Raw genomic sequence first — 12460 nt, forward strand, 5'->3', positions numbered from 1 at the left:
TTGTCTTTTATTGTTGTGTTTTCCGTATCTGCGAGCCCGCGGGGGGGGGGGGTGGGGGGGGGGGGGGAGACCCCCGCCCGGCCCTCTCACGTGCCGGGCACCGCCGCGCGTGCTACTTGACGGCCTTCAGCGCGTCGACCACGCCGTGGCCGTAGTAGCCGGTCTGGCCCCACTTGCTCTCGCAGGTGGTGGCGTCGATCAGGACGCCGGTGGCGTCGTAGACCTGCGCCGGGCAGGCCGTCTTGGTGGCCTGGCCCTTGAGCATCGTCTGGAGCTGCGCGGGAGTGGCCTTCGGGTGCGCGCTCTTCAGCAGCGCCGCGACGCCCGCCACGTGCGGGGTCGCCATGGAGGTGCCCTGCTTGTAGCCGTAGCCGCCCGGGATGGTCGACAGGATGCGGCCGTTGGCGTCCGGGGTGCCCGGGACCTGCCACTTGTCGCCGCCGGGGGCGGAGACGTCCGCGACTCCGAGGCCGTAGCTGGAGTAGTAGGACTTGAAGCCCTTGTCACCGGTCGCGGTCACCGTCACCACGCCCGGGAGCTGCGTCGGGACGTCGAGGCAGACGCGCGGGTCGATGGTGCGCGGCACCGGGGTGGTGTCGTTCGGGCTGGTCTCGTCCGTGATCGAGTCGGCCGAGAGGTCGAAGTTCTCGTTGCCGGCCGCGGCGACGTTCAGCACGCCCTTGCGCTCGGCGTACTTGCTCGCCCGGGTGAGGGCCTCCACCAGCGCCTTCTGGTCGTCGTCCGTCTTGCAGTTGAAGTACCAGGGGTCGACGTAGTAGCTGTTGTTCGTCACCTCGATCCCCTTCTCGGCGGCGAACATGAAGCCGCAGACGACCGCCTCGGTGTAGAACAGGCTGGTCGCCGGCTCGCTCACCTTGATCGCGGCGATCTGCACGCCCGGCGCGACACCGCTGACACCGACGCCGTTGCGCGGGGCCCCGATCGTGCCGGCCACGTGCGTGCCGTGGTCGCTGCCGTCGGCGTACGGACGCCAGGCGCCCTCGGAGGTGTCCGCGACGCCGCCCACGCAGTTGGCGGACTGCTTCTTGGAGAAGTTCGCCGCGAGATCCGGGTGGGTGTCGTCCACGCCGGTGTCGATGATGCCCACCGTGACGTTGCGGCTGCCATCGTTGATCGTGTGAGCCTGGTCGGCCTTGATGGCCCGAAGGTCCCACTGGTTGGACTCCAGCGGCTCCTGCCCCGGCTCGGCCTGCGCCGCCGCCTTGGCGGCCTCCGCGGCACCCAGCCGCTGCGTGGTGCCCTCCTCGGTGGTCTGCACCGTCGTCAGCGGGGCCGTGCGGGTGGCACCGACCGACACGAACAGGCTGCGCTGCGCGCGCAGCTGCTGGGCGAACTCCGGGTTCTGGGAGTGGGCGACGACGACCCCGATCTGCGGGTGGGACGTCACCACCGTGCCGCCGGCCCGCTCGATGGCCTTCTTCGCCTGCTTCACCGTGCCGTACGCGGTCAGGTTCGCCACGTACGAGAGCTTGGGCCCGGACGTGTCGGGCTTCGAAGCCGTCGCCGTGGCCGCCGTGTTGCCCAGCGGGGCCGCGGAGGCGGCGATCGAGGGCAGGAAGGCGAGCGAGGCGGTGAGCGCCAGGCCGACCGGAACGGCCAGGCGGCCGTGCTTCCGGGCGGAACGCGGTCCCAGATGCGCCATGGGTTCTCCACATCATCCGTGAAAAAGCCGCCCTGACGCGGTTGCGTCGGACGGGTTCATGACACAGAAACCTAGTACCGCTGTTCCCTTCTGTGCCATCAGTTCGAGAAATCAGTCTCTAAAGAAACAGTGGGTGTTGAACCGTCCCGACACGTCGCCCGTGCCGTTGACAGGGGGGATCAGCGTCATCGTCCCCCCGCACGGAGGTTGTTTTGTCCATCGTTCCGACCGCACCCGCGCCGCAAGGAGAGCCCCCCGTGACCACCGAAGCAGCAGCGCCACCACCGGAGGCCGGGGGCATGCCCCAGCCGGGCCCCACGGCCGAGGAGTACACCCGGGTCCAGGACAGCGCCGAGTTCGGCGAACTGCGCCGCTCCTTCCGCTCGTTCGCCTTCCCGCTCACCGTGGCCTTCATCGTCTGGTACCTGCTGTACGTCCTGCTCTGCAGTTACGCGGCCGACTTCATGGGCACCAAGCTCTTCGGGAACATCAACGTCGGCCTCGTGCTCGGCCTCGCCCAGTTCGCCACGACCTTCCTGATCGCCTGGCTGTACGCGCGGCACGCCGCCACCAAGCTCGACCCCAAGGCCATCGCGATCAAGTCCCGCATGGAGGCCGGAGAATGAGCGGCGCCCTCCACCTGACCACGACCGCCGCGGGCGCCACCGAGCACCGGCCGCTGATCATCACCCTGTTCGGCCTGTTCGTCGTCGCCACGCTGATCATCACCGTGTGGGCCGGCCGCCAGACCAAGAGCGCCGCCGACTTCTACGCCGGCGGACGCCAGTTCACCGGCTTCCAGAACGGCCTCGCCATCTCCGGCGACTACATGTCCGCCGCGTCCTTCCTCGGCATCGCCGGCGCCATCGCCCTCTTCGGCTACGACGGCTTCCTGTATTCCATCGGCTTCCTCGTCGCCTGGCTGGTGGCCCTGCTGCTCGTCGCCGAGCCGCTGCGCAACTCCGGCCGCTACACGATGGGCGACGTCCTCGCGTACCGGATGCGCCAGCGCCCCGTACGGACCGCCGCGGGCACCTCCACCATCGTGGTCTCGATCTTCTACCTGCTGGCCCAGATGGCAGGTGCGGGCGTGCTCGTCTCGCTGCTCCTGGGCATCACCAGCGACGGCGGCAAGGTGGCCGTGGTCGCGCTGGTCGGCGTCCTGATGATCGTCTATGTGACCATCGGCGGCATGAAGGGCACCACCTGGGTGCAGATGATCAAGGCGGTCCTGCTGATCGCGGGCGCCCTGCTGATCACGATGCTCGTGCTGGTCAAGTTCAACTTCAACGTCTCCGAGCTGCTCGGCAAGGCCGCGGAGAACAGCGGACAGGGCGCCAAGTTCCTCGAACCGGGCATGAAGTACGGCAAGGACGCCACGACGAAGCTCGACTTCATCTCGCTGGGCCTCGCCCTGGTCCTCGGCACCGCCGGACTGCCGCACATCCTGATCCGCTTCTACACCGTCCCGACGGCCAAGGCCGCCCGCAAGTCCGTGAACTGGGCCATCGGCATCATCGGCGCCTTCTACCTGATGACCATCGCCCTCGGTTTCGGCGCCGCCGCCCTGCTCAACCGGGCCGACATCCTGGCGTCGAACAAGGCCGGCAACACCGCGGCGCCCCTGCTCGCCCAGGAGATCGGCGGCGGCGCCGGCTCCACCGGCGGCGCCGTCCTGCTCGCCGTGATCTCGGCGGTCGCCTTCGCCACCATCCTGGCCGTGGTCGCCGGCCTCACCCTCGCCTCCTCCTCGTCCTTCGCGCACGACCTGTACGTCAACGTCATCCGCAAGGGCAAGGCCACCGAGAAGGAGGAGGTGCGCGCCGCCCGCTGGTCCACCGTGGTCATCGGCGCCGTCGCCATCGGACTGGGCGCCCTCGCCCGCGACCTGAACGTGGCCGGCCTCGTCGCGCTGGCCTTCGCGGTCGCCGCCTCCGCCAACCTGCCGACGATCCTCTACAGCCTCTTCTGGAAGCGCTTCACCACCCAGGGGGCGCTGTGGTCCATCTACGGCGGTCTGATCTCGGCCGTCGGCCTGGTGCTGTTCTCCCCGGTCGTCTCCGGGAAGCCCACCTCGATGTTCAAGGACGCCGACTTCTACTGGTTCCCGCTGGAGAACCCCGGCCTCATCTCCATCCCGCTCGGCTTCCTGCTGGGCTGGCTGGGAACCGTCCTGTCCAAGGAGAAGGCCGACGCGCAGAAGTTCGCCGAGGTGGAGGTCCGCTCGCTCACCGGAACAGGGGCTCACTGAGATCGTCCGAACACCCAGCGTGGCCGCGTCGTACGTCCCTACGACGCGGCCGCGCCGCCTCTCGTTCTTTCGGGCACCTCTGCGCGCCACCGGTGTCGCGTAGGCTCGAACGCAGCGCACACCGTACGTCCTCAGCTGCGCGACCCTACTGAACCGGACAGGGGAGGAGGCCCACAGTGCTTCTCGACACCTACGGCCGCGTGGCCACAGACCTGCGCGTCTCGCTCACCGACCGGTGCAATCTCCGCTGCACGTACTGCATGCCCGAAGAGGGCCTTCAGTGGCTCGGAAAGTCCGACCTGCTCAGCGACGACGAGATCGTCCGGCTGATCCGCATCGCGGTCACCCGGCTCGGCATCACCGAGGTCCGCTTCACCGGCGGCGAGCCGCTGCTGCGGCCCGGCCTGGTCGGGATCGTCGAGCGGTGCGCGGCCCTGGAGCCGCGGCCCCGGATGTCGCTCACCACCAACGGCATCGGCCTCAAGCGCACCGCGCAGGCCCTGAAAGCCGCCGGTCTGGACCGCGTGAACGTTTCCCTGGACACCCTGCGGCCCGAGGTCTTCAAGACCCTCACCCGCCGCGACCGCCACAAGGACGTCATCGACGGCATGGCGGCCGCCCGCGAGGCCGGCCTCACCCCGGTCAAGGTCAACGCCGTCCTGATGCCCGGCCTCAACGACGACGAGGCCCCCGACCTGCTCGCCTGGGCCGTGGAGAACGCCTACGAGCTCCGCTTCATCGAGCAGATGCCGCTCGACGCCCAGCACGGCTGGAAGCGCGACGGCATGATCACCGCCGGGGACATCCTGCAGTCCCTCCGCACCCGCTTCACCCTGACCGAGGAAGGCGCCGACGAACGCGGCTCCGCCCCGGCCGAACGCTGGGTCGTCGACGGCGGCCCGGCCACCGTCGGCGTCATCGCCTCGGTGACCCGGCCGTTCTGCGGAGCGTGCGACCGCACCCGGCTCACGGCCGACGGCCAGATCCGTACGTGCCTGTTCGCCACCGAGGAATCGGACCTGCGGGCCGCCCTGCGCTCGGGCGCACCGGACGAGGAGATCGCCCGGCTGTGGAAGGTGGCGATGTGGGGGAAGAAGGCCGGTTCCGGTCTGGACGACCCTTCCTTCCTCCAGCCCGACCGCCCGATGTCGGCGATCGGCGGCTGAGCCCCGGGCGGGTCAGGCCCGCTCCGAGCCCTCCGGCTGTACCCACTCGTCGAGCTTCACGACGTCCTTGAGGAAGCCGCGTACCCCCAGGAACTGGGACAGGTGCTCGCGGTGCTCCGCACAGGCCAGCCAGGTCTTGCGCCGCTCCGGTGTGTGCACCTTCGGGTTGTTCCACGCCAGGACCCAGACGGCCGCGTCACGGCAGCCCTTGGCTGAGCAGGTGGGGGAATCGGCCTCGGGGCCGGAGGATCCAGGGCCGGGAAAGCCGCCGGGAAAGCTGGGGAAGTTCACGGCTCAACCCTAGATCGGAAAGGCGACGCCGAGCAGCCACGGGGGGAGCTGCCCGGCGTCGGTCCGTCGCTCCGACGGGGGATGCGGAGCGCGTAGGCAGTATGTCACGCAGGACCCTGTGCGGTGCACTGGAACTTCACGATTGATCTGAGCTGTTCTTGAGGTTTCCGGCGTCCAGTGCGGGGTGCACAGGGGCCGGGATGAAGTGCGAGGGCAGCGAGGGCGTCGACTCGCGCCCCGCGTTGGCGATGACCACGGCGACGTACGGCAAAAGGGCGCCGGCGACGAGCGTCACGATCGCCACAGGGCGCTGCACGTCCCACAGGACCACCGTCGCGATGACCGACAGGGTCCGGATGACCATCGAGATCACGTACCGGCGCTGACGTCCCCGCACGTCCTCGGCGAGCCCCATGCGGGCGCCGGTGATGCGGAAGACCTCGGCCCCGTTCCGCTTCTGCCGCTTGGTCCGCTCCACACTCCACCACCCGATCACCCGCCGGACGCTCACGGTCCGGACCCCTACCACGGTACGCCGCCTCCCCCGGGGTGGGGAGAGGGGGTGTCCCCCCGATGGCTCTGTCCGAAATGCACCGTACGCGTTACTGATCGAGACTGGGCGCACATGCGCACAACGCGCCAGGAGGAGGCTCGACATGAGTTGGTTGTGGGCGATCATCGTCGGTTTCGTTCTGGGCCTGATTGCCCGGGCCATCCTGCCGGGCAAGCAGCACCAGCCCCTCTGGCTGACCACGATCTTCGGCATCCTCGGCGCCGTCCTCGGCAACGCCGTCGCCACCTGGATCGGCGTCAACGACACCAAGGGCATCGACTGGATCCGGCACCTGCTGCAACTGGCCGGAGCGGTCCTCATCGTCGGCCTCGGCGACCTGCTCTACAACGCGGTCCGCGGCAACAAGCGGCAGATGACCTGAGGGACCCCGCGGCCCCGGACCCGCCCGCGCGGGCAGGCCCGGGATACGACGCGGGGGCCGGCCGGACCACGTGTCCGGACCGGCCCCCGCGTCGTACTCGCGTCGGGGCGGTGGGCGTCAGGCGCCCGTGACCTCCACCGCGGCCAGGTTCTTCTTCCCGCGGCGCAGCACCAGCCAGCGCCCGTGCAGCAGGTCCGCCGCGTCCGGGACCGCGTCCTCGGCGGTGACCTTCACGTTGTTCACGTAGGCGCCGCCCTCCTTCACGGTCCGGCGGCCGGCCGACTTGCTGGCGACCAGGCCGGTCTCCGCGAACAGGTCCACGACCTGCCCGAGCTCGGCGACCTTGGCGTGCGGCAGTTCGGAGAGGGCCGCGGCCAGCGTGGCCTCGTCCAGCTCCGCCAGCTCGCCCTGGCCGAAGAGCGCCTTCGACGCGGCGATGACCGCGGCGCACTGGCCGGCGCCGTGCACCAGCGTCGTCAGCTCCTCCGCCAGCGCCCGCTGCGCGGCGCGCGCCTGCGGCCGCTCGGCGGTCTGCGCCTCCAGCGCCTCCAGTTCCTCCCGGCTCCGGAAGGACAGGATGCGCAGGTAGGTGGAGATGTCGCGGTCGTCCACGTTCAGCCAGAACTGGTAGAACGCGTACGGCGTCGTCATCTCCGGGTCGAGCCAGACGGCGCCGCTCTCGGACTTGCCGAACTTGGTTCCGTCCGCCTTCACCATCAGCGGCGTCGCCAGCGCGTGCACGACCGCGCCCGGCTCCAGCCGGTGGATCAGGTCGAGCCCGGCCGTCAGGTTGCCCCACTGGTCGGAGCCGCCCTGCTGGAGCACGCAGCCGTAGCGCCGGTACAGCTCCAGGAAGTCCATGCCCTGGAGCAACTGGTAGCTGAACTCGGTGTAGCTGATGCCCTGGTCGGACTCCAGCCGGCGGGCGACCGAGTCCTTCGTCAGCATCTTGTTGACGCGGAAGTGCTTGCCGATGTCCCGGAGGAACTCGATGGCGGACAGGCCCGCCGTCCAGTCCAGGTTGTTGACCATGACCGCCGCGTTCTCGCCCTCGAAGGACAGGAACGGCTCGATCTGGGTGCGCAGCCGGGCCACCCAGTTCGCGACGGTCTCCGGGTCGTTCAGGGTCCGCTCGGCCGTCGGCCGCGGGTCGCCGATCTGCCCGGTGGCCCCGCCGACCAGCGCCAGCGGCCGGTGCCCGGCCTGCTGGAGCCGGCGTACGGTCAGCACCTGGACCAGGTGCCCGACGTGCAGCGAGGCCGCGGTCGGGTCGAAGCCGCAATAGAACGTGACAGGACCGTCCGCGAACGCCTTGCGCAGCGCTTCTTCGTCGGTGGACTGGGCGAACAGCCCGCGCCACTTCAGTTCGTCGACGATGTCCGTCACGGTCTCTCGACTCCTTCGATGCCTTGCATTGCCGTGGCTCAGTCTAGGTGGGTCAGACGCCCTTGCTGACCGAGCTCATGTTGAAGTCCGGGATGCGCAGGGCGGGCATCGCGGCCCTGGTGAACCAGTCGCCCCACTCGCGCGGCAGGGTCTTCTCGGTCCGTCCCGCCTCGGTGGCCCGCGACAGCAGGTCGACCGGGGACTCGTTGAACCGGAAGTTGTTGACCTCCCCGACGACCTGCCCGTTCTCCACCAGGTAGACGCCGTCCCGGGTCAGGCCCGTGAGCAGCAGGGTCGCCGGGTCCACCTCGCGGATGTACCACAGGCAGGTCAGCAGCAGGCCCCGCTCGGTGCCCGCCACCATCTCCTCCAGCGACTTGTCGCCGCCCCCGTCCAGGACCAGGTTCCCGAAGCCCGGGGCGAGCGGCAGGCCGGTCAGTCCGGCGCTGTGCCGGGTCGTGGTCAGCCGGGCCAGCTCGCCGCCGCGGATCCACTCGGTCGCCGGAACCGGCAGCCCGTTGTCGAACACCGAGGCGTCGTCGCCCGAGCTGTGCGCGATCACGAACGGCGCGGACTCCAGGCCCGGCGCGTTCGGGTCGCTGCGCAGCGTCAGCGGCAGCCGCGACAGCCGCTCGCCGACCCGGGTGCCGCCGCCCGGCTTGGCGAAGACGGTCCGGCCCTCCACCGCGTCGCGGGCGGCCGCCGACCACATCTGGTAGATCAGCAGGTCGGCCACGGCCGTCGGCGGCAGCAGCGTCTCGTACCGCCCGGCGGGCAGCTCGACCTTCCGCTCCGCCCAGCCCAGGCGCACGGCCAGCTCCGCGTCCAGCACGGTCGGGTCCACGTCCTTGAAGTCCCGGGTGGCGCGGCCGGCCCAGGCCGAGCGCTGCCGGTCCGGGGACTTCGCGTTGAGCTCCAGGGTGCCGTTCGGCTGGTCGTGGCGCAGCCGCAGGCCCGTGGAGGTGCCGACGTACGTGGACACCAGCTCGTGGTGGGCGAACCCGTACAGCTCCCGCCCGCCCGCCCGGGCCCGGGCGAAGGACTCCCCGAGGGCCGGCGCGAAGTCCGCGAACACCGCCGAGGAGGTCTCGCCCGGAGCGTCGGCGAAGTCCGGCGAGGCCGGGGTCCCGGTCACCAGCGGCTGGGCGTCCTCGGCCGGACCGGCCCCGCGGGCGGCCGCCTCGGCGGCCCGTACCAGCGGCTCCAGGTCCGCGGCGGTGACGGCGGAGCGCGAGACGACCCCCGAGGCCGTGCCCTCCTTGCCGTCGACCGTGGCGATGACGGTCAGGGTCCGGCCGCGGGTGACGCCGTTGGTGGTGAGCGCGTTGCCGGCCCAGCGGAGGTTGGCGCTGGACTCCTCGTCCGCGATGACGACGCAGCCGTCGGCGGTGGAGAGCTCCAGCGCCCGCTCGACGATCTCGTGGGGCTTGGTTCGGGTCGACATCAGCGTCCGGCCTCCTGCGTGGTGTTGAGGATGTTCACGTCGCGGAACAGCGCGGACGGGCAGCCGTGCGAGACCGCCGCGACCTGACCCGGCTGAGCCTTGCCGCAGTTGAACGCGCCGCCCAGGACGTAGGTCTGCGGGCCGCCGACCTTCTCCATCGAGCCCCAGAAGTCGGTGGTCGTCGCCTGGTACGCCACGTCGCGCAGCTGCCCGGCCAGCCGGCCGTTCTCGATGCGGAAGAACCGCTGCCCGGTGAACTGGAAGTTGTAGCGCTGCATGTCGATCGACCAGGAGCGGTCGCCGACCACGTAGATGCCGCGCTCCACCCCGCCGATCAGGTCCTCGGTCGACAGGCCGCCCGGGTCCGGCCGCAGCGAGACGTTCGCCATCCGCTGGACGGGCACGTGCCCGGGGGAGTCGGCGTACGCGCAGCCGTTGGAGCGGCCGAGGCCGGTCAGCTTCGCGATCCGGCGGTCCAGCTGGTAGCCGACCAGGGTGCCGTCCTTGACCAGGTCCCAGCTCTGCGCCGCGACGCCCTCGTCGTCGAAGCCGACCGTGGCCAGCCCGTGCTCCGCGGTGCGGTCGCCCGTCACGTTCATGATCGACGAGCCGTACTTGAGCTTGCCCAGCTGGTCGAAGGTGGCGAAGGAGGTCCCCGCGTACGCCGCCTCGTAGCCCAGCGCCCGGTCGAGCTCGGTGGCGTGGCCGATGGACTCGTGGATGGTGAGCCACAGGTTGGAGGGGTCCACCACGAGGTCGTAGCGCCCGGCCTCGACGCTCGGGGCCCGCATCTTCTCGGCGAGCAGGCCGGGGATCCGCTCCAGTTCGTCGTTCCAGTCCCAGCCGGTGCCGGTCAGGTACTCCCAGCCGCGCCCGGCGGGCGGGGCGATGGTGCGCATCGAGTCGAACTCGCCGGTGGTGGCGTCCACGGCGACGGCGGTGAGCTGCGGGTGCACGCGCACCCGCTGCTGCGTGGTCGAGGTGCCCGCGGTGTCGGCGTAGAACTTGTTCTCGTGGACGGCGAGGAAGGAGGCGTCCACGTGCGCCACCCCGTCGGCCGCCAGCAGCCGCGCGCTCCAGTCGGCGAGCAGCGCCGCCTTCTCCGCGTCGGGGACCGCGAAGGGGTCCACGTCGTAGGCGGAGACCCAGGTCTTGTCGGAGTGCACCGGCTCCCCGGCCAGCTCCACCCGCTCGTCCGAACCGGCCGCCTTGATCACCTGGGCGGACAGCTTCGCCATGGCCACGGCCTGGGAGGCCACCTTCGCGGCCGCGTCCATGGTCAGGTCGACGCCGGAGGCGAAGCCCCAGCTGCCGCCGTGCACCACCCGGACCGCGAATCCGAGGTCGGTGGTGTCGGAACCGCCGGAGGGCTTGGCGTCCCGCAGCCGCCAGGAGGCGCTGCGGATCCGCTCCAGCCGGAAGTCGGCATGCTCGGCGCCCAGCGCGCGCGCCCGGGCGAGCGCCGCGTCGGCGAGCGCCCGCAGGGGCAGCGCGGTGAAGGCCGCGTCGATGGAATGGGGCACGGAAGTCCTCCCGGGGTCGGGGCCGGTCGCCCTGATCATGTCGCGATCGGGGCTCTACTACCTACAGGTTTCTGTAGGGATTCGACAGAGCGCGTCGCCAGGCCCTGTGGGAGCTCGATTCTCCGTACACGGGGTGCGACCTATAGGTTTTTGGTATTCAGACCGCTAGCGAAAGGGTGATCCGTTGAGCCGCTCGGTTCTCGTCACCGGAGGAAACCGGGGCATCGGCCTCGCCATCGCCCGTGCCTTCGCGGAAGCCGGAGACAAGGTCGCGATCACGTACCGCTCGGGTGAGCCGCCGGAGGCGCTCACCTCCCTCGGCGTTCTGGCGGTCCGCTGCGACATTACCGACTCCGAGCAGGTGGAGCAGGCCTACAAGCAGGTCGAGGACGCCCACGGCGCGGTCGAGGTGCTGGTGGCCAACGCGGGCATCACCAAGGACACGCTGCTGATGCGCATGTCCGAGGAGGACTTCGCCTCGGTGGTCGATACGAACCTCACCGGTACCTTCCGTGTGGTCAAGCGCGCGAACCGTGGCATGCTCCGTGCCAAGAAGGGCCGCGTCGTCCTGATCTCCTCGGTCGTCGGACTGCTGGGCTCGGCGGGACAGGCCAACTACGCCGCCTCCAAGGCCGCGCTGGTCGGCTTCGCCCGTTCGCTCGCCCGTGAACTGGGCTCGCGCAACATCACCTTCAACGTGGTCGCCCCCGGCTTCGTGGACACCGACATGACGAAGGCGCTCACCGACGAGCAGCGCGCGGGCATCGTGGGCCAGGTGCCCCTGGGCCGCTACGCGCGCCCCGAGGAGATCGCGGCGGCCGTGAGCTTCCTGGCGTCCGACGACGCCGCGTACATCACCGGAGCCGTCATTCCCGTTGACGGCGGATTGGGCATGGGTCACTGATCACCATGAGCGGAATTCTCGAGGGCAAGCGCGTCCTCATCACCGGAGTGCTGATGGAGTCCTCCATCGCGTTCCACGCCGCCCGGCTGGCCCAGGAGCAGGGCGCCGAGGTCGTCCTCACCGCGTGGCCGCGCCCGTCGCTGACCGAGCGCATCGCCAAGAAGCTGCCCAAGCCGGTCAAGGTGATCGAGCTCGACGTCACCAACGACGAGCACCTGGCCCGTCTCGAGGGCCTCGTCCGCGAAGAGCTCGGCGGCCTCGACGGGGTCCTCCACTCGATCGGCTTCGCGCCGCAGGACGCCCTCGGCGGCAACTTCCTGAACACGCCGTTCGAGTCGGTGGCCACCGCCATGCACGTCTCGGCGTTCTCGCTGAAGTCGCTGGCCATGGCCTGCAAGCCGCTGTTCCCGGCGGAGGGCGCCGCCATCGTCGGCCTCACCTTCGACGCGCAGTTCGCCTGGCCGCAGTACGACTGGATGGGCCCGGCCAAGGCGGCCCTGGAGGCCACCAGCCGCTACCTCGCCCGTGACCTGGGCAAGGAGAACATCCGCTGCAACCTGGTCTCGGCCGGCCCGCTCGGCTCGATGGCCGCGAAGTCCATCCCGGGCTTCTCGGACCTGGCCGAGGTCTGGAACACCCGCTCCATGCTGGAGTGGGACATGACCGACCCGGAGCCGACGGGCAGGGCCATCGTGGCCCTGCTGTCGGACTGGTTCCCGAAGACCACCGGCGAGATCGTCCACGTGGACGGCGGCCTGCACGCGATGGGCGCCTGACGGCTTCCCCCCTCCGTACGGCGGCGGCCGGGCCGCGCCGGGGCGGGGGGGCGCGCCGCCGCGGGAACGCGGCGCGGTAGACGGGGGGGGCGCGCGCGGGGCCCCCGGTCGGGGGGATGGA

Annotated in this window: 12 protein-coding genes; 6 read left to right on the plus strand and 6 right to left on the minus strand. The window is 70.6% G+C overall.

Annotated features, from left to right (window positions below):
- Positions 1–112 precede the first annotated feature (112 nt).
- Positions 113–1663: a S8 family serine peptidase gene (locus ABT106_RS27700; RefSeq protein ID WP_351282576.1), complete on the minus strand. Its 1551-nt coding sequence runs from the start codon at positions 1661–1663 to the stop codon at positions 113–115.
- Between the two features lie 257 nt (positions 1664–1920).
- Here ABT106_RS27700 and ABT106_RS27705 point away from each other — a divergent pair, with 257 nt between their 5' ends.
- The 3 genes from ABT106_RS27705 (at position 1921) to moaA (ending at position 5080) form a co-directional block, all read left to right on the plus strand.
- On the plus strand, positions 1921–2289 hold the full coding sequence (locus ABT106_RS27705; protein ID WP_351282579.1) for a DUF485 domain-containing protein: 369 nt from the start codon (positions 1921–1923) through the stop codon (positions 2287–2289).
- Entirely contained in the window at positions 2286–3914 is a 1629-nt protein-coding gene (locus ABT106_RS27710) for a monocarboxylic acid transporter (RefSeq protein ID WP_351282582.1), read from the plus strand. The genes ABT106_RS27705 and ABT106_RS27710 overlap by 4 nt, the downstream gene beginning before the upstream one ends.
- A 176-nt stretch (positions 3915–4090) precedes the next feature.
- Positions 4091–5080, plus strand: coding sequence for a GTP 3',8-cyclase MoaA (moaA, locus tag ABT106_RS27715; RefSeq protein ID WP_351282584.1), 990 nt, complete (start codon positions 4091–4093; stop codon positions 5078–5080).
- 12 nt (positions 5081–5092) lie between these two features.
- On the opposite strand, the gene ABT106_RS27720 is transcribed toward moaA, so the two are convergent.
- Together ABT106_RS27720 and ABT106_RS27725 are read right to left on the minus strand one after the other, a co-directional pair.
- A complete protein-coding gene (locus ABT106_RS27720) occupies positions 5093–5371 on the minus strand; it encodes a hypothetical protein (RefSeq protein WP_351282587.1) in 279 nt (92 codons plus the stop codon).
- A gap of 136 nt (positions 5372–5507) precedes the next feature.
- Positions 5508–5786: a DUF3099 domain-containing protein gene (locus ABT106_RS27725; protein WP_351282601.1), complete on the minus strand. Its 279-nt coding sequence runs from the start codon at positions 5784–5786 to the stop codon at positions 5508–5510.
- A gap of 241 nt (positions 5787–6027) precedes the next feature.
- On the opposite strand from ABT106_RS27725, the gene ABT106_RS27730 reads away from it, so the two are divergent.
- The gene (locus ABT106_RS27730) at positions 6028–6306 is read left to right on the plus strand and encodes a GlsB/YeaQ/YmgE family stress response membrane protein (protein ID WP_351282589.1); all 279 of its coding nucleotides are present in this window, start codon (positions 6028–6030) and stop codon (positions 6304–6306) included.
- A gap of 117 nt (positions 6307–6423) precedes the next feature.
- Here ABT106_RS27730 and tyrS read toward each other — a convergent pair whose 3' ends face one another.
- The 3 genes from tyrS to ABT106_RS27745 are packed head-to-tail and all read right to left on the minus strand — an operon-like array spanning position 6424 to position 10659.
- Positions 6424–7692 carry a tyrosine--tRNA ligase gene (tyrS, locus tag ABT106_RS27735; RefSeq protein ID WP_351282592.1) on the minus strand — a complete coding sequence of 423 codons (1269 nt, stop codon included), beginning with the start codon at positions 7690–7692 and terminating at the stop codon, positions 6424–6426.
- 52 nt (positions 7693–7744) lie between these two features.
- Positions 7745–9136 (minus strand): metallopeptidase TldD-related protein, encoded by a 1392-nt coding sequence (locus tag ABT106_RS27740; protein ID WP_351282594.1) that lies wholly within the window; start codon positions 9134–9136, stop codon positions 7745–7747.
- Complete coding sequence (locus ABT106_RS27745; protein WP_351282596.1) at positions 9136–10659, minus strand: TldD/PmbA family protein; 1524 nt, start codon at positions 10657–10659, stop codon at positions 9136–9138. Before ABT106_RS27745 ends, ABT106_RS27740 begins: the two co-directional genes overlap by 1 nt.
- Before the next feature lie 184 nt (positions 10660–10843).
- On the opposite strand from ABT106_RS27745, the gene fabG reads away from it, so the two are divergent.
- Positions 10844–11563 (plus strand): 3-oxoacyl-[acyl-carrier-protein] reductase, encoded by a 720-nt coding sequence (fabG, locus tag ABT106_RS27750; RefSeq protein ID WP_267722464.1) that lies wholly within the window; start codon positions 10844–10846, stop codon positions 11561–11563.
- 5 nt (positions 11564–11568) lie between these two features.
- Positions 11569–12339 (plus strand): enoyl-ACP reductase FabI, encoded by a 771-nt coding sequence (gene fabI / locus ABT106_RS27755; RefSeq protein ID WP_351282599.1) that lies wholly within the window; start codon positions 11569–11571, stop codon positions 12337–12339.
- The last annotated feature ends 121 nt before the right edge of the window (positions 12340–12460 follow it).

This window comes from Streptomyces sp. NPDC002044 (assembly GCF_040296725.1).
GTDB lineage: Bacteria > Actinomycetota > Actinomycetes > Streptomycetales > Streptomycetaceae > Streptomyces > Streptomyces antarcticus.